Raw genomic sequence first — 20,583 nt, forward strand, 5'->3', positions numbered from 1 at the left:
AAGGCTGCATTCCCACGCAGAGCGTGGGAACGATCACAGGAGAACAATAAAAAATGATCTTCACCCAGGAACACGAAGCACTTCGCCGCACCGTCCGCCAATTCGTCGATCACGAGATCAATCCTCATGTCGAGGAATGGGAAAAGGCCGGGCGTTTTCCGATCCATGAGATCTTTCGCAAGGCCGGCGACCTCGGTCTGCTGGGGATTTCCAAACCGGAAAAATTCGGCGGCATGGGGCTCGATTACAGCTATTCGATTGTGGCCGCCGAAGAGTTCGGCACCATTCATTGCGGCGGTATTCCGATGTCCATCGGCGTGCAGACCGACATGTGCACCCCGGCCCTGGCCCGTTTCGGCTCTGATGAACTGCGTGAAGAGTTCCTGCGGCCGGCGATCACCGGCGAGCAGGTTGGCTGCATTGGCGTCTCCGAAGTCGGCGCCGGCTCCGATGTAGCAGGTTTAAAAACTACCGCCCGCAAGGACGGCGACGACTATGTAATCAACGGCAGCAAGATGTGGATCACCAACTCGCCGAGCGCCGATTTCATCTGCCTGCTGGCCAACACCTCGGACGACAAACCGCACATCAACAAGTCGCTGATCATGGTGCCGATGAACAGCCCCGGGATCAGCCTCAGCTCGCACCTGGACAAGCTCGGCATGCGCAGCTCGGAAACCGCCCAGGTATTCTTCGACAACGTGCGCGTGCCGCAACGCAACCGCATCGGCCACGAAGGCGCGGGGTTCATGATGCAGATGCTGCAGTTCCAGGAAGAACGGCTGTTCGGCGCGGCGAACATGATCAAAGGCCTGGAGTACTGCGTCGACAGCACCATCGAGTACTGCAAGGAGCGCAAAACTTTCGGCAATGCGCTGATCGACAATCAGGTCATTCATTTCCGTCTGGCCGAACTGCAAACCGAAATCGAATGCCTGCGGGCGCTGGTCTATCAGGCCACTGAGCAATACATCAAAGGCCAGGACGTCACCCGCCTGGCGTCCATGGCCAAACTCAAGGCCGGGCGACTCGGTCGGGAAGTCAGCGACAGTTGCCTGCAATATTGGGGCGGCATGGGCTTCATGTGGGACAACCCGGTGGCGCGGGCTTACCGCGACGTGCGGCTGGTGTCGATCGGCGGCGGTGCCGACGAAATCATGCTGGGGATCATCTGCAAACTCATGGGCATCCTGCCGGGGAAAAAGAAATGAACACCCTTCCCGTTTGCCAGACCTTGTTGCTCGAACGACATAACGGCGTCCTGCACATCACCCTCAATCGCCCCGACAGTCGCAACGCCATGAGCCTGCAAATGGTCGCCGAGCTGCGCGCGGTGCTGGCGGCGGTGCGGGATGACCGGCAGGTTCGCGCGTTGGTGATCGGCGGTGCCGGTGGGCATTTTTGTGCCGGCGCCGACATCAAGGACATGGCCAATGCCCGTGCTCAAGGCGCGACCGCCTACCGCGAATTGAACCGTGCGTTCGGCGCCTTGCTGGAAGAAACCCAACACGCGCCGCAAGTGGTCATCACGGTGCTGCAAGGCGCGGTGCTTGGCGGTGGTTTCGGTCTGGCCTGCGTCAGTGATATCGCCATGGCCGATCATCAGGCGCAATTTGGCCTGCCGGAAACCAGCCTCGGCCTGTTGCCGGCGCAGATCGCGCCGTTTGTGGTGCAGCGCATCGGCCTGACCCAGGCCCGCCGACTGGCCCTGACCGCCGCACGGTTCGATGGCACCCAGGCGCGGCGGATGGGACTGGTGCATTTTGTCGAGCATGACTCGCAAGCCTTGGCCGAGCGCCTCGATGAAGTGCTGGCCCATGTGTTGTGTTGCGCGCCGGGGGCGAATGCGGCGACCAAAAAGCTCTTGCTGGCAAGTGCGGTGCAACTCTCGGATGGCCTGCTGGATCAGGCGGCGGAGTGGTTCAGTGAAGCGGTGACCGGGGATGAAGGTATTGAGGGGACCATGGCCTTCGTGCAGAAACGAAAACCGGGTTGGGCTATTTAAAAGCATCGCGAGCAGGCTCGCTCCCACAGGGGAATGCATTTCAAATGTGGGAGCGAGCCTGCTCGCGATGGGGCCATCACATTCACCGCAATACAAAGGGAACAACCCATGCCCGCCTTCAGCAAAATCCTGATCGCCAACCGCGGTGAAATCGCCTGCCGCATCCAGCACACCGCGCAAGAACTGGGCTACCGCACCGTCGCAGTGTTCAGCGATGCCGACGCCGATGCATTGCATGTGCAGATCGCCGACGAAGCCGTGAACATCGGCCCGGCCCCGGTGCAGCAGTCTTACCTGAACATCCCGGCAATCATCGACGCCGCCCGGCGCACCGGTGCCGATGCGATCCACCCCGGTTACGGCTTCCTCTCGGAAAACGCAGAATTCGCCCGCGCCTGCCAACAGGCCGGCATCATCTTCATCGGCCCGAGCCCCGAGGCCATCGAACTGATGGGCAGCAAACGTCTGTCGAAACTCGCCATGATCAAAGCGGGCGTGCCGTGCATCAAAGGCTATCAGGGCAGCGAACAAGACGACGCGACCCTGAGCCGCGAAGCCGAACGTATCGGCTACCCGGTGATGATCAAGGCCAGTGCTGGCGGTGGCGGTCGAGGCATGCGTCTGGTGCATAGCGCCGCCGAGTTGCTGGAGCAACTCCGTACCGCACGCTCCGAGGCGCTGCATGGGTTTGGCAGCGACGAACTGATCCTCGAACAAGCCTTGATCGACCCGCGTCACGTCGAGGTTCAGGTGTTCGGCGATCAGCACGGCAACCTGATCTACCTTGGCGAGCGCGACTGTTCGATCCAGCGCCGTCACCAGAAAATCATCGAAGAAGCGCCCTGCCCGGTAATGACCGCCGAGTTGCGCCAGGCCATGGGCGATGCGGCGCTCAAGGCGGGGCGCGCGGTGAATTATGTCGGCGCTGGCACCGTGGAATTCCTGCTGGATGCTCGCGGGCAGTTTTACTTCCTGGAGATGAACACCCGGTTGCAAGTGGAACACCCGGTGACCGAGCTGATCACCGGCCTCGATCTGGTGGCCTGGCAGTTACATGTTGCCGAAGGACTGCCACTGCCGTTGCGACAGGAGCAGGTGCAGCTCAATGGCCATGCCATGGAGGTGCGCCTGTACGCCGAAGATCCAGCCCAGGGATTTCTGCCGCAAACCGGGCGAATCGCAGCCTGGGAGCCTGCGTTGCAAGGCAGTGTGCGGATCGATCATGGCCTGATCGAAGGCCAGTCTGTCAGCCCGTTCTATGACCCGATGCTGGGCAAGCTCATCGCCCACGGCGCCACCCGCGAAGAAGCCCGGCGCAAGTTGCTACGGGCGGTACAGGACAGCGTATTGCTGGGCGTGCAGAGCAATCAGCGCTTGCTCGCCAGCCTGCTGGAACATCCGCAGTTCATCAGCGGCGAGTTCAGCACCGGGTTCATCCCCACGTACTTCGCCGATCATCTGTGCCTGCATCAACATGTGCCGAGCGCCGAAGAACTGGCCATCGCTGCGGCGCTGCTTTATCAAGCGTCGGCGCAGGCTCACCGCGCCCCGCTGGCCGGTTGGCGCAACAACGCCAGCGTGCCTTTGCACTACCGAATCGGCCTGGAGGATCAGGATTGGCCGGTGGAATTGAACGCTGAACCTGGCAAGCCCTACCGTGCTCAGGTCGGCGCTCGCACCCTCGAACTCAAGGTCATCGGATGCGACGGACGCCGGGCTACCCTGGAAATCGACGGCATCCGCCAACGCCACGCCTATAGCCTCGAAGCCGGGCAACTGTGGTTGTTCACGCGCCCCGGCAGCCTGCGGCTGGTCGATCTGACTCAGGCGCTGGTCAGCGGCCAGGCCAGTGTCAGTTCCGGCACGCTCAAGGCGCCGATGGACGGGGCAATCGTCGATGTATTGGTCAGTGAGGGCAGCCCGGTCAGCAAAGGTCAGCTACTGGTGGTGCTTGAAGCAATGAAAATGGAGCATCCGCTCAAATCGGGTATCGACGGCGTGCTCAAACGTTTGCAGGTCAGGGTCGGCGATCAGGTCAAAAATCGTCAGATTTTGTTAGAGGTCGAATAAGCCGCTAGGCGGATCCGCCGGGTTTGGCTACGCTCAAGCCCTATCAGGACGCGGATACCAGGAACCCTGCGATGCCTCACTGGTTGGTCATTGATCTGGAAGCCACCACCGATGAGGGTGGCTGGCCAGTAACAGAAATGGAAATCATCGAAATCGGTGCCACCCTCGTGGACCGCAAAGGCCAGGAACTGGACCACTTCCAGTGCTTCGTGCGCCCGTTGCGCCGGCCCTTGCTGACGCCATTTTGCCGGGAACTGACCCACATCACCCAGGCCAATATCGATGCCGCACAGCCGCTCACCGATATCTGGCCGTTGTTCGAACGCTGGCTCGGCCAACATCACGCGCGCCTGGACGGCTGGGCCAGTTGGGGCGATTACGACCGCAAACAACTGCTTCAAGAATGGCAGCGTCTGCAACTCGACAGCATCCTGAGCCGGGTGCCACACATGAACCTCAAGCAACGCTTCGCCAAGGTTTGTCGGCTGGAGCGCCCGCTGAGCCTCAATGGAGCCTTGCAACTGGCGGGCCTGCAGTTCAACGGTCAGCAGCATCGAGCGCTGGAAGACGCGCGCAATACTGCGCGTTTGTTACCGCTGGTTTTCCCCGCTAATCCTTGAGTGCAGGAGGTGACGCCTATCGACACCTTGTGCATACTGGCCGGCCCTTTTTAGCCCTTTTCGAGGAACCGCCCATGTTTAAAGTCAACGAGTACTTCGACGGCACCGTCAAGTCGATCGCCTTTGGCACCGCTGAAGGTCCAGCGACCATCGGCGTCATGGCACCGGGCGAATACGAATTCGGCACCAGCCAGCGTGAAATCATGCACGTGGTGTCCGGCGCCCTGACCGTCAAACTGCCTGACAGCGACACTTGGGAAACCTTCGCCGCCGGCAGCCAGTTCAACGTACCCGCCAACAGCAAGTTCCAGCTGAAAGTGGCCGTCGACACCGCTTACCTGTGCGAATACCGCGGCTAAAACCGTGGGTTTTCACAGCGACAAAAAAATGCCCGTGTCCTTGGACACGGGCATTTTTTCATTTTGAAGGGCTTTTATTCGAGGATCGTCACCGGCATGCCGACTTCCAGGCGGCCGTTACCGTCGTTGACCAGGTTCTGACCGAACATCGCGCCGTCGGCCTCGGCGCGGTATTTCTGCAACGTCGCCAGCGGTTCACGATCTTCGCTGCGTTCGCCGGTCTGCGGGTCGATAGTGGTCAGAATGCAGCGTGAGCAGGACTTGACCACGCGGAACTCGACATCGCCAATGCGGATACGCTTCCAGGTATCTTCGGCATACGCTTCACTACCCTCGATCACCAGATTGGGCCGGAAACGCAACATCTCCAGCGGCCGCCCGACCTTGCTCGACAAATCTTCCAGCGACGCCTGACCAATCAGCAACAACGGAAAGCCATCGGCAAAAGCCACCTGATCATCGTCCTTGCCATAGCCGGCCTGGGTGCTCCGCGCGCGATCAAGCGGCACTTGCACCAGGCGCGTCGGTTTGCCGATGAACTCACTGACCCAGGCACCCGCCGCATCGCCGGCATCGGGGACGCGCAAGGTATCTCGCCAGATGGTCACCCCACGCAGATTGGCATCGCCGTCAGGCAACGCAATATCGATCGGTGAATGGTCCGGGGCACTGAGGGTCAAGCCGCCATCGGCATTCCACAACGCCGACAGCTGACTCATTTTCGCGACCGCGCGCTGGGTCAGAAAACGCCCGCTGGCCTCGTCCACCAGCATCCAGCGTCGATCGCCGTCCAGCCCCAGCTTATCCAGACTGACCTGATTGAGGGTCTCGCCCTTGCCGGATTTCAACGGAAAACGATAAAGCGCGCTCAGACGCATGGCCAACTCCCTGGTAGGTGAAAACGCCACCCTATACGAGCTTGATTGCCGAATCAAAGGTCTGTGGAGAGGGCTTGCCCGCTTTTCGTAGGAGCCAGCGGTGCGGCGATCCGACTTGCCGGCGAAAGCACTCTTGAGGACACCTTTGCCGGCAAGCCAGGCTCCTACGTTCCGTTTCAGGCAGGTACTGCGTCGAGCATCAGGCGCTGGCGCACCACGTCGACGAGTTTGTCGGGCTGAAACTTGGAGAGGAAGTTGTCGCAGCCGACCTTCTTCACCATCGAGTCGTTGAAGCTGCCCGACAGCGACGTGTGCAAGACCACATAAAGGCCACGCAAGCGGGGGTCGTTACGGATTTCGGTGGTAAGGCGATAGCCGTCCATTTCCGGCATTTCCGCATCGGTGAAGATCATCAGCAGCTTGTCAGTCATGACTTCGCCCGTATCGGCCCAGGCCTTGAGCATGTTCAGCGCCTTCAAGCCATCACTGGCGATGTGCATCTTCACGCCCAACTGACCCAAGGTGTCGCGCAATTGCGACAGGGCCACGTTCGAATCATCCACCAGCAGCACTTCACGACCACGGGCGAGTTCCAGAACCGGATCGTCTAGCTTTTCGCGCGATACCTTGGCGTTGTACGGAACGATTTCAGCCAGGACTTTTTCGACGTCGATGATTTCCACCAACTGATCATCAACCTTGCTGATGGCGGTCAGGTAATGCTGGCGACCAGCACTGGCCGGCGGCGGCAAAATGGCTTCCCAGTTCATGTTGACGATGCGGTCCACACCACCGACCAGGAACGCCTGCACCGAGCGGTTGTACTCGGTGACGATGATGGTACTGGTGGGGCTTGGCACCAGCGGGCGCATGCCGATGGCCTGGGACAGGTCGATCACCGGCAGCGTCTGGCCACGCAGGTTAACCACGCCGCACACAAAAGGATGGCGTTGCGGCATCAGCGTCAGCTTCGGCAGCTGCAGCACTTCCTGGACCTTGAAGACGTTGATTGCAAACAATTGCCGTCCGGCCAGCCGAAACATGAGAATTTCCAGGCGATTCTCACCCACCAGTTGCGTGCGTTGGTCTACCGTGTCGAGAATGCCGGCCATTAATGACTCCTGGGCTTGTTCTGATGAATTCATTAAAGGGAGTTATCGGCTGTTTTTGCCGGACCTTGACCCCGAGACAAAATGCCACGACCAGGCATTGATGTCACATTAACATCATGCTTTACTGGCTCCGTGATTTTCATCTGCTTCATTTCCTGCGGCGCGACCACGGTTTGCACGTTAGGTTCCCCTGCGTAAGGGATTCCCCTAGTAACAATCAGGCCCAACCTGATATTCGCAATATCCAATAGCCATTAATGTGACGCCATTCTCATTGCATGAACGGAGTCAGGCTTTTGTGTGCGATCGCAGGTCAGTGGCCACCCATCCTCTCGAGTTCCCCAGCCGGCGCTCAAACCTGCCGGAGCGCGATCTCACGAATGCTTGGCAGCACCGGGACGCGTATGGTTCCCGTCGGCACACACGACATTCCCTCATCTGATATGACGTTGTGGAGATAAGCATGCCGAACGACACCAAAGAGTGGGCTCAACGATTTCCAGAGTTTCTCGTCGAGGCCGAAACACTCTTGGCCAAATCCGAGGAATGCCTGAGTCATTTGCAACTGATCAGCAATGACAAGGACGCCATCGATTGCATGCTCAGCACTCTTCTCAAGCTGTCCAGCAAGGCCGATGCCTTGGCACTGGCGGCGGTCTCGGAGTTCTCGCTGCATATTCATGGATTGCTGAGCCACGCGCAGAACCACATGGACCTGCACGATCAAGCCCTGGACGCGCTCAAGGACTGCTTCACATTAATGGCCTGGCAACTCGAACTCATCGATCAGACTACCGGCCAGCTCGGTCTTGATGACAGTGAACAGACCTCACTGATTGAAGCGTTTGCGTTTCAAGTGGGACATAGTCAGTTTCAACCGCCCAGCCACTCCAGACCGTTCAGGCTCGTTTCGTTCGCGGAACGGCAAGCCTGAAATTACCGGCCTCTGGCCGTGCTGCGCTTTTTATTGTCATGACACTGCCCTATAACTTGGTCGCAATTGAATATTCTGACCATTCGACGACAGCTCGAAACTTATCCCTGTCTCGACGTTAGATAGTGCCTGTCCAATTAAAACAAAATGCCTGCAATTGATATCTTTCCAGGATAAAACTCGAAAGTTTTTCCATTATGGAACCAGCGTCCAAAAAACATATTTCCTGACTGTATTAGAGCTATATACCGAACGCGACCAACGGTATCTTAAGTGGTATTATGCCGATCATTAGTTGACCTCAATTAATGACAGAGTGACGCTAGACGAGCACATTGAAGGCTGTATTTCAAACATTGCACTGCAGCCATTGAAGCCGACTTCACACAACGATTTCCACACAGAGACCCGTCAGCCCTTACGGCCGGTCTGCCCGCAGCGAACACCCATTGGCTCCATCCGCTATGTACGCCAGCCTCAAGTCAATTACCCTGTGGCCACCCTCCCGAAAAAACGCGCGCCGGTTTACGCTATTACTGTGCATCTGCTCGGCGCTTGGCAGCCTGCTGGTCTATAGCTTGTCCATACCGCTGCCGGTGAGTCTGCTGGTGCTCAATAGTGCGGCGCTGACCTGTGTCTGGGTGAGACATTGTCTCTCGCGCAAATCGATAAAGTTTCAACCCCAAGAACTGGCTGACCGTCTGCTGGAAGTGCAGGAAAACGAACGCCACCGGCTCAGTCGGGAGCTGCATGATGACATCGGCCAATTGCTGACCGCCGCAAAACTGCAAAGTGAATGGCTCAAACGCCGATTGCCCGAAGAACTGCAGGGGCAGTGCTCGGTGCTCAGCGAAACGCTGGACGAAACCCTGACCAAGGTTCGTGACGTCTCGGCCATCCTCAATCCGCGGCAACTGGCCAGTCTCGGGCTGGAAGCCAGTCTGCGTGCGCATTTACTCAGGACCCTGGCCAATACCTCCATGCACTGGAGCCTGGAATGCCATCAACGCTTGACGGGCATACCGGAGGAAATAGCGGTGGCAGCTTTTCGAATCACTCAAGAAGCAATTACCAATATACTGCGTCACGCCGAGGCCAGTAATCTGTTGGTCCGCCTGCAGCGCCTGCCCCAGGGCCTGACGCTGTTGATCAGCGACGACGGCCTGGGTTTCGCGCCTGCGGCAGATCCCGCTCGCGAGGGGCAACGCGGTATGGCCGGGATGTCGGAGCGGATCGATCAGTTAGGCGGCACACTGACTGTGACCAGCGAACCGGGCAAAGGCACTCAAATAGAAGCACTCTTCCCCTGGGCGCCCCGTGCGCTAGAACGGGCCAGTACGAATAAGGTTATGCATTGACTTGTAACTTACTTCTGGTGGACGACCACTCGCTGATCAGGGCTGGCGTGCGCGCCCTGGTGCTGGATATTCCCGGCTATGCGGTAATCGGGGAGGCCAATGACGGCTCGCAGTTGGTCGAGATGGTCGAGCAGCTATCCCCGGACATCATTCTGCTGGATATTTCCATGAAGGAAACCAGTGGCCTTGAAGCCTTGCAGCGACTCAAGCGAGTACGCCCGCAATGTAAAGTGCTCATCCTGTCGATGCACACCGACCCGGCGCTCATCATGCAGGCACTGGAATCAGGGGCTCATGGTTACCTGCTCAAGGACACCACGCCCACCGAACTCGAACATGCCCTGGATGCCTTGCGCAATAACGAACGCTACCTGAGCCCGGCCATTGCCCATACGGTCATCAACCAGGCGCTGACCCGAACCCAGAAAAATCAGACGCAACCCCAGGACTCGCACAACCTGACGGCACGTCAGCTGGAAATCCTGCGACTGATTGTTCGCGGCAAATCCACCCGGGAAATTGCCAATGGCCTGGGTTTGAGCATCAAGACTGTCGAAACCCACCGCTCGCAGATCATGAAACGCTTGCAGATCTACGATGTGGCCGGCCTGGTGCTGTTCGCCGTGCGCGAGCAAATTATCAGTCTGGACGATTAGCTGGATTCGAGACGCTCAGCAGCGGCGAGCCCTCGGGCAAATGCACCCGCAATGCCGCCGGGCGCGCCGAGAAACGCAGACTCTCGCCCTCCAGAGGTTCACCATCAAGGTTGATATAAAGGCCCTCCGAGACTTTGATCTCGACCCATGGCAAGCGAGCTCGCACAAACATGTTGTCGATGCCGAAGCCATCGGTCAGCAAATTTTTCAAGGTACCGACCACTTCCTGTGGCGCGGGCAAAATGCTGATATCCAGCAGACCATCGTCAGCCAGCGCTTGCGGGCACAACACATGACCGCCGCCAGCCTGTCGACCATTGCCAATGCCCAATGCCAACAATTCGCCGCTCCAGTGAAAATCCGGCCCCTGCAACTCGCCATAGGCTGCATGCAACTCACTGAAGCGCGATAAACCCGTGAAGAGATAAGCAGCGCCCCCAAGGATTTTTTTCAGATCTTCGGAGGTATTGGCCGTAACCTGACTGCCAAAGCCGCCTGTGGCCATGTTCAGGAAAACCTGACCGCCGACTTCTCCCAGATCAATGGCTCGCGGAGTAGCCTCCAGAAGGTCCAACGCCTGAGCGGGCTCCAGAGGCACACCGGCAGCGCGAGCAAAATCGTTGGCGGTGCCCAAGGGCAAAAGTACCAGACTGGCCTGCGTCGAATGCGCCGCCATGGCTTCGGCGATATCACGCAAGGTCCCATCGCCGCCGCCGGCAATCAACTGCGTATAGCCTGCCGTCAGCGCTTCCTCCACCAACCGCTGCGCATCACCGGCCTCCCAGGTCAGTCGAACAGCCAGTTCCCAGCCCTGCTGGCGCTTGCCTTCGACGGCTGCACGGACCTCCTCATTGAGTGCCTGCTTGCCATGCAGAATCAACAGCGCCTTGCGCTCGCTCATTTTTGCCACTCCCATATCCGCAATTCCATGGGATATGTTGACCTCGCAGCGCCTCATAAAAGTCGCAGGAATTTGAATTATTTCCAGGGAAAGGAAACGTGAGTCCTACAGAGCGGTATTTTTTCTTACAAAACGTGAGGAATCGGCTCAATTGACCCAACAGGGCAATTGGTACACCGTTGTGTCTCGGTTATCAGTCATCACCCGTTAATTTACACAGGGACGTGAAAAACAATGAATGGAACCCCCTTAAGGGCCTCAAAAAGCGCAGGCAATAACGGCATCGGCCACTTGAATGGCTTTAACGCAAGGAGCCAGTTACTCCATGCAAAGCCATGACCTCAGACTACCGGTAACTCCGGTCGCGCCGTTCGCAGAAAATCGCGCCAATCATCAGGCTGAACTCAAAAACAGCGCAAAGCCCGCCGGAGAAGTTGATATGGAACCTCGCGTCATTGAACTGGAGACACACCTCAAATACATCCGAAGAGACATGGATGAAGTCCGGGGTGATGTCAAATCCATCAAACACAGACTTGCCTATTCAGCTGGCGGAACAGCCGTGATCCTGGGACTTCTGACCTGGATCGCCAACAGCCGCTTCGACCAGGTCGTGACACTTCTGGCACATTAAGGAATGGTCATCCACGCAAGCCCAATGCGATCAATTGGGCTTGCGTGACAAAACCAGTGCCGGTATCAGCTCAAGACTTCACTCAGCGGGATGAAGCTCACACAATCACCCTCGATCAGCGTACGGTCCTCCAGCACTTCAACCAGACCGTCAGCCCAGGCAGCACTGCGCAGTACGCCAGAGCTCTGATTTCTGTAGATGATTGCCCGGCCATTCTCCAGACGTCCGCGCAAGTACTCACGTCGGTTACCAGCCTTTGGCCAGACAAACCCTGCCGGCACCTGAAACTTCAGGGGCTCAACCTCTTTTACGCCTTGTCGGCGCAAGAGGTAGGGCCTTGCCAACAGAGCAAAAGTCACCAGGGTCGATGCCGGATTGCCGGGTAAACCAATCACAGGCACGCCGCAAAAATGCCCGAACGTCAGTGGTTTTCCTGGTTTGATGGCAAGCTTCCACAGAGTCAATTCGCCCTCTTCCCGCAAGGCAACGCCCAGAAAGTCGGCCTCTCCCACCGATACGCCACCGGTCGAGAGAATCAGGTCGACATCCTTTAGCTCACCAAGGCGGGCACGAGTGGTCGCTAAATCATCGGGAAGAATGCCGGCATCGATCACCTCACAACCCAAGCGCTGCAACCAGCTGCAGAGCAATACTCGATTGCTGTTGTAGATCTGTCCCGGCCCAAGGGCCTGACCAGGCTCAGTCAACTCATCACCGGTAGACAAGACCGCAACACGAATTTTGCGAACCACGTCCAGCTCAGCGCATCCCAACGATGCCGCCAGCCCCTGCTCAATAGGCCCCAGACGCGTTCCAACGGGCAAGATCAGCTCACCAACGGTGGCTTCCTGACCTTGTGGACGGATGTTCTTTCCTGGGGTCATGATCTCGGTGAAACGTACCCGCTCATCCGCCTGAACCTCGGCGTTCTCCTGCATCTCGACACAGTCGGCACCTGCAGGCACAGGCGCGCCGGTGAAGATTCGCGCACAGGTACGCGGCTTCAAGGGCTCCGGGGGCTGGCCTGCAAAAATCTTCTGGCTGACCACCAACGGCTCTCCCGCCCAGTCGGCCAGGTGCAAGGCATAACCGTCCATGGCACTGTTGGGCCAAGGCGGCAAATCAAGTGTCGAGACCAGGTCAGTGGCCAGTACTCGCCCCTGAACCTGCGACAACGGCAAACGTTCGTGCTCATGAATCTTCGAGGCGTCGGCCATTTCCAGTAAACGCGCCAGTGCCACCTCGACAGCCATCAGACTGCCAGTTTTGCCTGGCTTACCCGCGCGATTCACAGGGTGCCGCCTGTTTCAGGTGGGCCACGAAATTGCACGGACGGTGACGCGAATCCAGTTGCTCGGCAAGAATGCCGTCCCAACCGGTGCGCACCGCATTGGTCGAGCCCGGCAAGCAGCATACCAGCGTGCCATTGGCCAGACCGGCCAAGGCCCGGGACTGAACCGTCGAGGTGCCGATATCCGCTACCGATATCTGCCGGAATAACTCACCAAAACCATCAACCTGTTTATCCAGCAGGCAACTCACGGCTTCGGGCGTGCTGTCGCGACCGGTGAACCCGGTACCGCCGGTGATCAGCACCACTTGCACAACCTCATCGGCAATCCAGTTGGCGACTTGCGCGCGAATTTTGTAGAGGTCATCTTTAAGCAGTACACGGGCCGCCAGGTTATGACCGGCAGCGCTCAAACGGTCGACGAAGACCTGGCCTGAGGTATCGGTTTCCAGGGTACGGGTATCGCTGACAGTCAGCACCGCGATGTTGAGCGGTGCGAAAGGTACATCAGCCTTGGCTTTCATAGGCTCGTCCAGTTGTAGGAGAAACAGCCCGGTGTTATATCACAGCGCCTCATTTTTTCGCCGCCCCCATGGAGAAGAGCGATGACCTCGAATACACCTCTGGCGCCTTGCTCCATTCTGCTCCTGGCTGGCGGTCGCGGCCAACGCATGGGCGGTCAGGACAAGGGATTGCTGGATTGGCACGGCGAGCCACTGATCGCGCATCTGCACCGTAAGACGCGCCCGCTGAGTGATGACCTGATCATCTCCTGCAACAGAAACCTGGAAAAATATGCGCCTTATGCGGATCAGTTGGTCCATGACGACGAAGGCGACTTTCCGGGGCCGTTGGCGGGTATTCGCGCAGGCCTGAAGGCCGCCCGTCACACTTGCTTACTCGTGCTGCCTTGCGATGTGCCACGCATCGATGCCGCGCTGCTCCAGAGCATGCGTGAAACCGCCGGGCAGCATCCGGACAAACCGCTGATGCTGCGCCATGGCGAACACTGGGAACCCTTGCTGTGCATGATTCCCGTCGCCCTTTCAGCGGCGTTCGAGACTGCCTGGAACGAAGGCGAGCGCAGCCCGGGTCGCCTTATGCGCAAGCTGGGCGCCACAGCCCTGCAATGCCCGGATAACGACCCCCGCCTAGCCAATCTCAATACGCCGGAACTGTTAAGCACACACCACACTGTGTCAGACTGACACGCGAAGGAACTTGCGCGCGTTGTATACGTCTCAAGCTCAGCAACCAAAAGAATTCCCATTCGGAGACACACTCATGACTCAACGGACCCTCGCCACTTTCATGCTCGCACTGGGCCTTGCGACCCTCGCCGGTTGCGCATCGCCTACAGTGATCACCTTGAATGACGGTCGAGAAATCCAGGCCGTCGACGCGCCTAAGTACGATGAAGAATCGGGCTTTTACGAATTCGAACAACTGGATGGCAAGCAAACCCGCGTCAACAAAGATCAGGTCCGTACCGTTAAAGATCTGTAATCTTTACGGCGACAACCAGATACAGAAAAGCCCGCTTTAAAAGCGGGCTTTTTCGTGGGTGAAGAAAAGCAGAGTCGTTAGCCCTGTGATCACCACTGCAAGGTGATCGTGCTTTCGAATTCTCTTTCCTGTCCCGTGACCGGATCGACAAATCGCAGCCCCTGGGCCAACAGCTTCAAGGGATTGGCATAGTCATCTTCTACGTCCTTGAGGACCTGCGGATAGAACGGATCATTGCAGATGCTGGCCCCCAGGGCTGTCATGTGAACTCGCAACTGATGTTTCTTGCCCGTCACCGGGTACAGCGCATAACGCCAGAGTTCACCGTTTTTTTCCCTGACCTCGACAGCCGTCTCGGTATTGCTGACGCCCGGACCTTCCTGCATGCGAAAAAACGGCTCGCCATCGATAAGTCGACTTTTATGGACCAGCGGGAAGGAATGCTCCGGCAATGCCCGGGCGATTGCTTCATAGCGCTTTTCGATCTGGCGTGTAGGAAACAATGACTGATACGCCGACCGACTCTGAGAGTTGGCTGAAAACAGCACCAGCCCCGCCGTATGCCGGTCAATGCGATGCAACGGCACCAGATGCGGGTTATCCAGGCGACGGATCAGCCGCCGCAGCAATGTCTGCTCCACGTATTCGCCCGCCGGAGTCACGGGCAAAAAGTGTGGTTTGTCTGCTACCACCAGATGCTCGTCGGCATAGAGGATCGACTCCACCACCGGGATCGGCTTTTCGTCCGGCACCTCACGGAAATAATGAATCCGCAGACCTTCTTTGTAAGGCAGGTCCAGGGCGATCGGCAGACCTTGCCCATCGAGGACACGACCGCGAGCAATTCTGTCCAGCCATTGTTCACGACCGATGGCGCTGAAGTGTTCGCACAGGCAATCGAGGACGGTCTGCCACGGCCCCGGCGGCAGGTAGAGCGTGCTGGCCTGGTTATGTGCAGCAGAAAAAGATGAAATGGACATACGAAAAGCTCTAACCCTCAATGCAGGGCGGCATTATCCAACAGTGGCCGGAACGAACCTAGAAGAGAATCCTCAGGCCGGTATCGAATGTGCGCGAGCAGCCGCTTCGGTGAATTCCTTGAGCCAGCGCAGCACATCGACCGCTTCCCAGCGACCGGGATCATAAAGCGCATACAACAAACCCTGATAGCCCACGACATCCAGCTGTCGGTGATAGCCCGCACGCTGGAACAAGGCTTCGATTTCGGCGAAACAGGTATTGAAATGCAATTTGTTGAAGGGCGTTTTCCCCTCCGTGACCAAGCCATCCAAACGCAATTCGAGGACGGCCTCGCGCACCACGTCCGCCGACATCCGGTTCACGCTGTTCTTCAATTGCTCGACATTGACCAAGGTTCATCCCTCTGACGTCCGGGATCGACTGCCAAACCCGAAACAGGGAAAAGCATGGCAGGCAATCGGAATAACTGTATGCGCATACAGTATCCGAATAACATCGGTTAAGCCAAGGTATCAATCATAAAGTTCGACACACGGGAACACCGTCGCCGCCCCTCTACCGCAGGAACGCCACCACTTCATCGGCACTGAACGGCCAACCCAGCTCAGCGCCGGTATCGACCCGTCGCAACACTGGAATACGCAGACTGTAAGCTTCGAACCACGTTTCGTCCTCAGCGATATCCACCAGTTCCACCAATAAACCACGCTCGACAAATTCCATTAGCATGGCTTCGGCGACTTCACAGAGATGGCAACCAAGGGTGCCGAACAGCTGACATTCAGGAAGCATGACGACAAGATCCATCGAAGTAAGCGCTCATTCTAGGCCCGCTATCAAAAGCAGTCGAGCCGATGCCCCACATGTCTGAGCAATGGCTGATTTCAAGAGATTTCGGCAAACTCCTGACGCACATCATTCGCCTCAACTGCCACTTGCGCGATGCTCGCGTCTTTTTTGCCTCTACGCTTGAGTAGTCAGAACCCTCACCGGAGTTTTTTGTGTTCGCCAATCTGTTGATCATCTTCACCTCCTCTCTGGTGGTGATTGCACTGTTCCAGCGCCTGCGCTTGCCACCGGTGCTGGGCTATCTGTGCGTAGGGCTGATGATCGGGCCGACCGCGTTCAACTGGGTGAATGAAAGCGAGGAATTGCCCGACCTTGCCGAGTTGGGCGTGGTGTTCTTGCTGTTTTCTCTCGGGCTTGAATTTTCCCTGTCGAAAATGCTCGCACTGCGCCAGGTGGTATTTGGCCTGGGCAGCCTGCAAGTGCTGGGTTCCGGGATTGTGCTGGGGGGGGTGCTGATGCTGTTCGGCATGCCGACCATACCTGCACTGTTACTCGGTACCGGTTTGGCGCTGTCGTCCACCGCCATTGTCAGCAAAGAGTTGAGCAGTCTCGGTGAGCTCTTCAGCCGTCACGGCCAGAATGCCATCGCCGTGCTGTTGTTCCAGGACGTGGTCGCGGTGTTGCTACTGACTCTGGTGCCGGTGTTCGCCGGCAGCAGCGACCAGGCCTGGTATTGGGCGCTGCCATTGACGCTGGGCAAGACCATAGTGCTGTTCGTCGGTCTGCTGCTGGTCAGTCGCTGGTTTCTGCCAAGGCTGTTCCATGAAGTCGCCGCGTCCCGGTCCGCGGAGCTGTTCGTGCTGTTGGCGCTGGTAATCGTTTTGCTGACGGCCTGGCTGACTCACCTGCTCGGCCTCTCCCCTGCCCTGGGTGCCTTTCTCGCCGGCATGCTGCTGGGCGAAAGCCACTACCGACATCAGATCGAGGCGGACATCCGTCCGTTCCGCGACATTCTGCTCGGGGTGTTCTTCGTCAGTATCGGTATGCTGATCGACTTGCGGTTGTTTGCCAGCCACGGCCTGCTGATTCTTGGCCTGACGCTGGGATTGCTGTTAATCAAAGGCACCGTGGTCGCGCTGCTGGTCAAATGGCGCGGCAGCGATGTCGAAACCGCCTGGCGCAGCGGCCTGGCATTGGCTCAAGGGGGCGAATTCTGCTTTGCCCTGATGACGCAGATGCAGCAGAACAAACTGATGCCCGCCGACTTCGGTGGCCTGCTGCTGGCCGCCACGTTCTGCTCGATGCTGGTGACGCCTTTACTGCTGCGCGCCGCTCCCCACATCGCCACACGCCTGCACCACAAGCCCAACGAAGAAGCCGAACTCGAAGAAATCAGCGCGCTCAACGCAGGCTTGCACAATCACGTAGTGATCTGTGGCTACGGTCGCGTAGGTCAGTCCATCGGGCGCGTCCTGCGTAATATAGATCAACCTTACATTGCGCTGGATACCGACCCGGTGCGGGTTCAGGAAGCAGCCGTCAATGAAAGCTGTGTTCATTACGGCGACTCACGTCGCGGCGAGCTGTTGGTCGCGATAGGGCTGGAACGCGCCAGACTGCTGGTGGTCGCCGTGGACAAGACGGACATCGCACTGTTGATACTCAAGGAGGCACGCCGGTTCAACCCGAGTGTGTCGATCCTGGTGCGCACACGGGACGACAGTCAGTTGGCCGAGTTGAAGGCGGCCGGCGCCAGCGAAGTCGTACCCGAGTTGCTGGAGTCGAGCCTGATGCTCGCCTCCCACGCGCTGATCATGCTGGGCATACCCGGCAAGCAGGTGCGAGACCGGGTCGACCAGGTACGGCGTGACCGCTATCGCCTGCTGCACGGTTTTTACCCTGGCGCTGACGATGAGGAACGGTGATTCAATCCTGACTCACGGCACCGATCTTGTGCACCGACAAGTCCGCGCCGTAATACTCCTCTTCCTGGCTCAGGCGCAGACCAAACAACGCATTGATCGCGCCATACACCGCAAAACCGCCGACCAGCGCAACAATCACCCCCAGAGAAGTGCCGATCAACTGGCTGACCAGGCTCACGCCCCCCAAACCACCCAAGGCGGTTTGACCAAAGATGCCGCAAGCGATCCCGCCCCAGACACCACACAGCCCATGCAAAGGCCAGACGCCCAGCACATCATCGATATGCCATTTGCCTTGAGCTGCGGTAAAGCACCAGACAAACAGTGCCCCGGCGATGGCACCGGTCACCAACGCGCCCACCGGGTGCATCAGATCCGAGCCTGCGCAGATCGCCACCAACCCGGCCAATGGGCCGTTATGCAGGAAGCCCGGGTCATTGCGCCCGACGATCAACGCCGCCACGGTGCCGCCGACCATGGCCATCAGCGAGTTCACCGCCACCAGCCCGCTGACCCCTTGCAGAGTCTGGGCGCTCATCACGTTGAAGCCGAACCAGCCGACGATCAAAATCCACGAACCCAACGCCAGAAAGGGAATGCTCGACGGTGCGAATGCCACGAGTCGCCCATCGCGATAACGACCTTGCCTTGGGCCGAGCAACAACACCGCCGCGAGTGCCAGCCAGCCGCCCATGGCGTGAACCACCACGGAGCCTGCGAAGTCATGGAAGCTGGCGCCAAAACGCTCCAGCAACCACGCTTGCAGGCCAAAGTTGCCGTTCCAGATCATGCCTTCGAAAAAGGGATAGATGAACGCCACGATCAGCGCCGTCGCACACAACTGCGGGACGAACCGGGCGCGCTCGGCGATGCCTCCGGAAATGATTGCCGGTATTGCTGCAGCAAAGGTCAGCAGAAAGAAAAATTTCACCAGCCCATAGCCATGATCGGCAGTAATCACCGCCGCCGGTTGCATGAAAGTGACCCCGTAAGAAATCCAATAGCCTATAAAGAAGTAGGCCAGGGTCGAAATGGCGAAGTCGCTGAGGATCTTCGACAAGGCGTTGACCTGGTTCTTTTGTCGAACCGTACCCACCTCGAGAAAGGCAAAACCGGCGTGCATGGCCAAGACCATGACCGCACCGATAAGGATGAACAACGTGTTGGAGCTATGGACCAGACTGTCCACAGCACTTTGCAGATTTTCCATGGATTGGCAGACCTGAAGGCTGAAAAAAGCACCAAAGCAGTTCGCGCAGATGGCTCGCGCACCAAGTTGCAGCTTGTCCAGACTGAAGCGTTGATCCGGATGAACCGCTTTGGCGCACAAGAACGGAGCCTTTACGCGAGTTTTGATTATTTGAGTTAAGGTTTTCCTGAAATCATGCCCAGCAACAGCGCAATGGCGCAGGCTGACGCACCACGACACAGCAAAAGTTGTACCAGTCATTTGTACTGAACCTTCACGCAAGGCTCATACTCGAACGCTTCAGAAGCCACTTACGGAGATCACCAATGGCACGCACCACAGCAAAGACTGCTCAAGAAGTTCTGATGGAAGATTTTCAGACGCTGGTTACCGACACTGAAAGGTTGCTGGAACACACCAAATCCCTGGCTGGCGATCAAGCCGATGAGTTGCGCCAGCAGATCCATGACAGTCTGCTGCGCGCGCGCGAAACCCTGAGATTGACCGAAGACTCTGTGCGCGAGCGCGGCAAAGCTGCTGTCACCGCCACGGAAGATTACGTCCAGGCCAACCCATGGCAATCGGTCGGAATCGCGGCTGGCGTGGGTTTCCTGATTGGCCTGCTAGCCACTCGGCGCTGATATGGCGATCGGCGAATCCGGCCCGTCCGCGACGGGCACCGGCTCATCACCGCGGCGCCTCGGTGCCGCGTTTCTTGGACTGCTGCACAGTCATGTCGAACTGTTCGGCATTGAATTGCAGGAACAAAAAGCACGCACCGTAAGCCTGTTGCTGTTTGCAGGCCTGACGCTGGTCTTTGCCTTGTTGCTGCTGGTGGGGTTGTCGACGCTGGTGTTGATCCTGTTTTGGGACACTTATCGCCTGGCAGCAATCATCGGGCTCTGTGTGTTCTATACCCTCGCCGCGTTGTTCTGTGCGATGCGCTTGAGAGCAGCGATTTTCGATGAATCCTCGCCCTTCCATGGCACCCTGGAAGAGTTGGCCAATGATCGGGAGCGTCTGTTGCCATGAGCATGTCTGAACTTCCCCGCAACAGCTCACGCACGGAAATGCGCAAGGCGCTGATCCGCCTGCGCATGGAAATGCATCGCCAGGAAATTCGCCACGAATCCCAACACCTGTTGCACCCCCTGCAACGGATGCGTGGTATGACGCAAAACCTGCAAGACGGTCTCGGCATCAAACACGCCCCGCTCTGGGGCATCGCGGCCGTGATCGGGTTGGGCTTTCTGACCGGCAAAGGTGCCAAGGGTGGCGGTATCGGCAGCCTGACTCGGCTGGCTCGCCTGGGCGTCACGCTGGGGCCACTGATCAAGCTGATCATGCAGAACTCGCGCAAACACTAATCAGTCTT

Annotated in this window: 24 protein-coding genes; 15 read left to right on the forward strand and 9 right to left on the reverse strand. The window is 58.2% G+C overall.

Translation table 11 applies throughout. The annotated features are described in order from the left end of the window. Positions 1–53: 53 nt before the first annotated feature. The 5 genes from atuD to JFU11_RS26820 all read left to right on the forward strand — a co-directional run bounded on the left by atuD (position 54) and on the right by JFU11_RS26820 (position 5,054). A complete protein-coding gene (gene atuD / locus JFU11_RS26800; protein WP_008075606.1) occupies positions 54–1,211 on the forward strand; it encodes a citronellyl-CoA dehydrogenase in 1,158 nt (385 codons plus the stop codon). Continuing rightward, the gene (locus JFU11_RS26805; RefSeq protein ID WP_201062621.1) at positions 1,208–2,005 is read left to right on the forward strand and encodes an enoyl-CoA hydratase-related protein; all 798 of its coding nucleotides are present in this window, start codon (positions 1,208–1,210) and stop codon (positions 2,003–2,005) included. Before atuD ends, JFU11_RS26805 begins: the two co-directional genes overlap by 4 nt. A 108-nt stretch (positions 2,006–2,113) precedes the next feature. Continuing rightward, a complete protein-coding gene (locus JFU11_RS26810) occupies positions 2,114–4,075 on the forward strand; it encodes an acetyl/propionyl/methylcrotonyl-CoA carboxylase subunit alpha (protein WP_201062623.1) in 1,962 nt (653 codons plus the stop codon). A 71-nt stretch (positions 4,076–4,146) separates the two neighbouring features. Further along, complete coding sequence (locus tag JFU11_RS26815; RefSeq protein WP_201062625.1) at positions 4,147–4,695, forward strand: exonuclease domain-containing protein; 549 nt, start codon at positions 4,147–4,149, stop codon at positions 4,693–4,695. A 74-nt stretch (positions 4,696–4,769) separates the two neighbouring features. After that, entirely contained in the window at positions 4,770–5,054 is a 285-nt protein-coding gene (locus tag JFU11_RS26820; protein WP_007895072.1) for a pyrimidine/purine nucleoside phosphorylase, read from the forward strand. A gap of 74 nt (positions 5,055–5,128) precedes the next feature. Here JFU11_RS26820 and JFU11_RS26825 read toward each other — a convergent pair whose 3' ends face one another. Both JFU11_RS26825 and JFU11_RS26830 read right to left on the reverse strand, forming a co-directional pair. Further along, positions 5,129–5,932 (reverse strand): MOSC domain-containing protein, encoded by an 804-nt coding sequence (locus JFU11_RS26825; protein ID WP_201062627.1) that lies wholly within the window; start codon positions 5,930–5,932, stop codon positions 5,129–5,131. A gap of 176 nt (positions 5,933–6,108) precedes the next feature. Further along, positions 6,109–7,044 (reverse strand): chemotaxis protein CheV, encoded by a 936-nt coding sequence (locus JFU11_RS26830; protein WP_123723212.1) that lies wholly within the window; start codon positions 7,042–7,044, stop codon positions 6,109–6,111. A gap of 463 nt (positions 7,045–7,507) precedes the next feature. On the opposite strand from JFU11_RS26830, the gene JFU11_RS26835 reads away from it, so the two are divergent. From JFU11_RS26835 to JFU11_RS26845, 3 genes are all read left to right on the forward strand, one after another. After that, on the forward strand, positions 7,508–7,978 hold the full coding sequence (locus JFU11_RS26835; protein ID WP_007895067.1) for a hypothetical protein: 471 nt from the start codon (positions 7,508–7,510) through the stop codon (positions 7,976–7,978). 464 nt (positions 7,979–8,442) lie between these two features. Further along, a complete protein-coding gene (locus JFU11_RS26840) occupies positions 8,443–9,336 on the forward strand; it encodes a sensor histidine kinase (protein ID WP_201121417.1) in 894 nt (297 codons plus the stop codon). Further along, positions 9,333–9,992 (forward strand): response regulator transcription factor, encoded by a 660-nt coding sequence (locus JFU11_RS26845; RefSeq protein WP_123723210.1) that lies wholly within the window; start codon positions 9,333–9,335, stop codon positions 9,990–9,992. The genes JFU11_RS26840 and JFU11_RS26845 overlap by 4 nt, the downstream gene beginning before the upstream one ends. Here JFU11_RS26845 and yegS read toward each other — a convergent pair. Beyond that, the gene (gene yegS / locus JFU11_RS26850) at positions 9,976–10,893 is read right to left on the reverse strand and encodes a lipid kinase YegS (protein WP_123723252.1); all 918 of its coding nucleotides are present in this window, start codon (positions 10,891–10,893) and stop codon (positions 9,976–9,978) included. The two genes, JFU11_RS26845 and yegS, sit on opposite strands and share 17 nt — an antisense overlap. Before the next feature lie 325 nt (positions 10,894–11,218). Here yegS and JFU11_RS26855 point away from each other — a divergent pair, with 325 nt between their 5' ends. Further along, positions 11,219–11,527 (forward strand): hypothetical protein, encoded by a 309-nt coding sequence (locus JFU11_RS26855; RefSeq protein ID WP_007895062.1) that lies wholly within the window; start codon positions 11,219–11,221, stop codon positions 11,525–11,527. A 65-nt stretch (positions 11,528–11,592) separates the two neighbouring features. Here the strand turns inward: JFU11_RS26855 and glp are convergent, their stop codons facing one another. Both glp and moaB read right to left on the reverse strand, forming a co-directional pair. Next, positions 11,593–12,819, reverse strand: a complete 1,227-nt coding sequence (glp, locus tag JFU11_RS26860) for a gephyrin-like molybdotransferase Glp (RefSeq protein ID WP_201121414.1) — start codon at positions 12,817–12,819, stop codon at positions 11,593–11,595. Further along, complete coding sequence (moaB, locus tag JFU11_RS26865; RefSeq protein ID WP_007895059.1) at positions 12,803–13,342, reverse strand: molybdenum cofactor biosynthesis protein B; 540 nt, start codon at positions 13,340–13,342, stop codon at positions 12,803–12,805. Before moaB ends, glp begins: the two co-directional genes overlap by 17 nt. Before the next feature lie 81 nt (positions 13,343–13,423). Here moaB and mobA point away from each other — a divergent pair, with 81 nt between their 5' ends. Together mobA and JFU11_RS26875 are read left to right on the forward strand one after the other, a co-directional pair. Then, positions 13,424–14,026, forward strand: a complete 603-nt coding sequence (gene mobA / locus JFU11_RS26870) for a molybdenum cofactor guanylyltransferase MobA (protein ID WP_123723208.1) — start codon at positions 13,424–13,426, stop codon at positions 14,024–14,026. 76 nt (positions 14,027–14,102) lie between these two features. Beyond that, the gene (locus JFU11_RS26875; protein ID WP_038982251.1) at positions 14,103–14,324 is read left to right on the forward strand and encodes a YgdI/YgdR family lipoprotein; all 222 of its coding nucleotides are present in this window, start codon (positions 14,103–14,105) and stop codon (positions 14,322–14,324) included. Between the two features lie 89 nt (positions 14,325–14,413). Here the strand turns inward: JFU11_RS26875 and JFU11_RS26880 are convergent, their stop codons facing one another. From JFU11_RS26880 to JFU11_RS26890, 3 genes are all read right to left on the reverse strand, one after another. Continuing rightward, the gene (locus JFU11_RS26880) at positions 14,414–15,304 is read right to left on the reverse strand and encodes a pseudouridine synthase (RefSeq protein WP_201062633.1); all 891 of its coding nucleotides are present in this window, start codon (positions 15,302–15,304) and stop codon (positions 14,414–14,416) included. A gap of 72 nt (positions 15,305–15,376) precedes the next feature. Further along, positions 15,377–15,697: a transcriptional regulator gene (locus tag JFU11_RS26885; RefSeq protein ID WP_123723207.1), complete on the reverse strand. Its 321-nt coding sequence runs from the start codon at positions 15,695–15,697 to the stop codon at positions 15,377–15,379. Positions 15,698–15,860: 163 nt separating this feature from the next. Next, the gene (locus JFU11_RS26890; protein ID WP_034151325.1) at positions 15,861–16,097 is read right to left on the reverse strand and encodes a glutaredoxin family protein; all 237 of its coding nucleotides are present in this window, start codon (positions 16,095–16,097) and stop codon (positions 15,861–15,863) included. A 209-nt stretch (positions 16,098–16,306) separates the two neighbouring features. Here JFU11_RS26890 and JFU11_RS26895 point away from each other — a divergent pair, with 209 nt between their 5' ends. Then, positions 16,307–18,019 carry a monovalent cation:proton antiporter-2 (CPA2) family protein gene (locus JFU11_RS26895; RefSeq protein WP_201062635.1) on the forward strand — a complete coding sequence of 571 codons (1,713 nt, stop codon included), beginning with the start codon at positions 16,307–16,309 and terminating at the stop codon, positions 18,017–18,019. 1 nt (position 18,020) lies between these two features. Here the strand turns inward: JFU11_RS26895 and JFU11_RS26900 are convergent, their stop codons facing one another. Then, positions 18,021–19,229 carry an ammonium transporter gene (locus JFU11_RS26900; protein ID WP_201062637.1) on the reverse strand — a complete coding sequence of 403 codons (1,209 nt, stop codon included), beginning with the start codon at positions 19,227–19,229 and terminating at the stop codon, positions 18,021–18,023. A gap of 305 nt (positions 19,230–19,534) precedes the next feature. On the opposite strand from JFU11_RS26900, the gene JFU11_RS26905 reads away from it, so the two are divergent. The 3 genes from JFU11_RS26905 to JFU11_RS26915 are packed head-to-tail and all read left to right on the forward strand — an operon-like array spanning position 19,535 to position 20,575. Further along, positions 19,535–19,849 (forward strand): YqjD family protein, encoded by a 315-nt coding sequence (locus JFU11_RS26905; RefSeq protein WP_008009371.1) that lies wholly within the window; start codon positions 19,535–19,537, stop codon positions 19,847–19,849. Between the two features lies 1 nt (position 19,850). Beyond that, positions 19,851–20,240, forward strand: coding sequence for a phage holin family protein (locus JFU11_RS26910; RefSeq protein WP_007895049.1), 390 nt, complete (start codon positions 19,851–19,853; stop codon positions 20,238–20,240). Continuing rightward, complete coding sequence (locus tag JFU11_RS26915) at positions 20,237–20,575, forward strand: hypothetical protein (protein WP_201062639.1); 339 nt, start codon at positions 20,237–20,239, stop codon at positions 20,573–20,575. Before JFU11_RS26910 ends, JFU11_RS26915 begins: the two co-directional genes overlap by 4 nt. The last annotated feature ends 8 nt before the right edge of the window (positions 20,576–20,583 follow it).

It is taken from the genome of Pseudomonas sp. TH37 (assembly GCF_016650735.1).
GTDB lineage: Bacteria > Pseudomonadota > Gammaproteobacteria > Pseudomonadales > Pseudomonadaceae > Aquipseudomonas > Aquipseudomonas farris.

Bases quoted from the DNA above. Each gene is read 5' to 3' on its own strand.
- JFU11_RS26855 (WP_007895062.1), top strand. From the start codon at position 11,219: ATGCAAAGCCATGACCTCAGACTACCGGTAACTCCGGTCGCGCCGTTC.
- JFU11_RS26890 (WP_034151325.1), bottom strand. From the start codon at position 16,097: ATGCTTCCTGAATGTCAGCTGTTCGGCACCCTTGGTTGCCATCTCTGT.
- moaB (WP_007895059.1), bottom strand. From the start codon at position 13,342: ATGAAAGCCAAGGCTGATGTACCTTTCGCACCGCTCAACATCGCGGTG.
- JFU11_RS26875 (WP_038982251.1), top strand. From the start codon at position 14,103: ATGACTCAACGGACCCTCGCCACTTTCATGCTCGCACTGGGCCTTGCG.
- JFU11_RS26815 (WP_201062625.1), top strand. From the start codon at position 4,147: ATGCCTCACTGGTTGGTCATTGATCTGGAAGCCACCACCGATGAGGGT.
- JFU11_RS26825 (WP_201062627.1), bottom strand. From the start codon at position 5,932: ATGCGTCTGAGCGCGCTTTATCGTTTTCCGTTGAAATCCGGCAAGGGC.
- JFU11_RS26910 (WP_007895049.1), top strand. From the start codon at position 19,851: ATGGCGATCGGCGAATCCGGCCCGTCCGCGACGGGCACCGGCTCATCA.
- JFU11_RS26810 (WP_201062623.1), top strand. From the start codon at position 2,114: ATGCCCGCCTTCAGCAAAATCCTGATCGCCAACCGCGGTGAAATCGCC.
- JFU11_RS26915 (WP_201062639.1), top strand. From the start codon at position 20,237: ATGAGCATGTCTGAACTTCCCCGCAACAGCTCACGCACGGAAATGCGC.
- mobA (WP_123723208.1), top strand. From the start codon at position 13,424: ATGACCTCGAATACACCTCTGGCGCCTTGCTCCATTCTGCTCCTGGCT.
- JFU11_RS26900 (WP_201062637.1), bottom strand. From the start codon at position 19,229: ATGGAAAATCTGCAAAGTGCTGTGGACAGTCTGGTCCATAGCTCCAAC.
- JFU11_RS26840 (WP_201121417.1), top strand. From the start codon at position 8,443: ATGTACGCCAGCCTCAAGTCAATTACCCTGTGGCCACCCTCCCGAAAA.
- JFU11_RS26830 (WP_123723212.1), bottom strand. From the start codon at position 7,044: ATGGCCGGCATTCTCGACACGGTAGACCAACGCACGCAACTGGTGGGT.
- JFU11_RS26880 (WP_201062633.1), bottom strand. From the start codon at position 15,304: ATGTCCATTTCATCTTTTTCTGCTGCACATAACCAGGCCAGCACGCTC.
- JFU11_RS26835 (WP_007895067.1), top strand. From the start codon at position 7,508: ATGCCGAACGACACCAAAGAGTGGGCTCAACGATTTCCAGAGTTTCTC.
- JFU11_RS26805 (WP_201062621.1), top strand. From the start codon at position 1,208: ATGAACACCCTTCCCGTTTGCCAGACCTTGTTGCTCGAACGACATAAC.
- atuD (WP_008075606.1), top strand. From the start codon at position 54: ATGATCTTCACCCAGGAACACGAAGCACTTCGCCGCACCGTCCGCCAA.
- yegS (WP_123723252.1), bottom strand. From the start codon at position 10,893: ATGAGCGAGCGCAAGGCGCTGTTGATTCTGCATGGCAAGCAGGCACTC.
- JFU11_RS26905 (WP_008009371.1), top strand. From the start codon at position 19,535: ATGGCACGCACCACAGCAAAGACTGCTCAAGAAGTTCTGATGGAAGAT.
- JFU11_RS26820 (WP_007895072.1), top strand. From the start codon at position 4,770: ATGTTTAAAGTCAACGAGTACTTCGACGGCACCGTCAAGTCGATCGCC.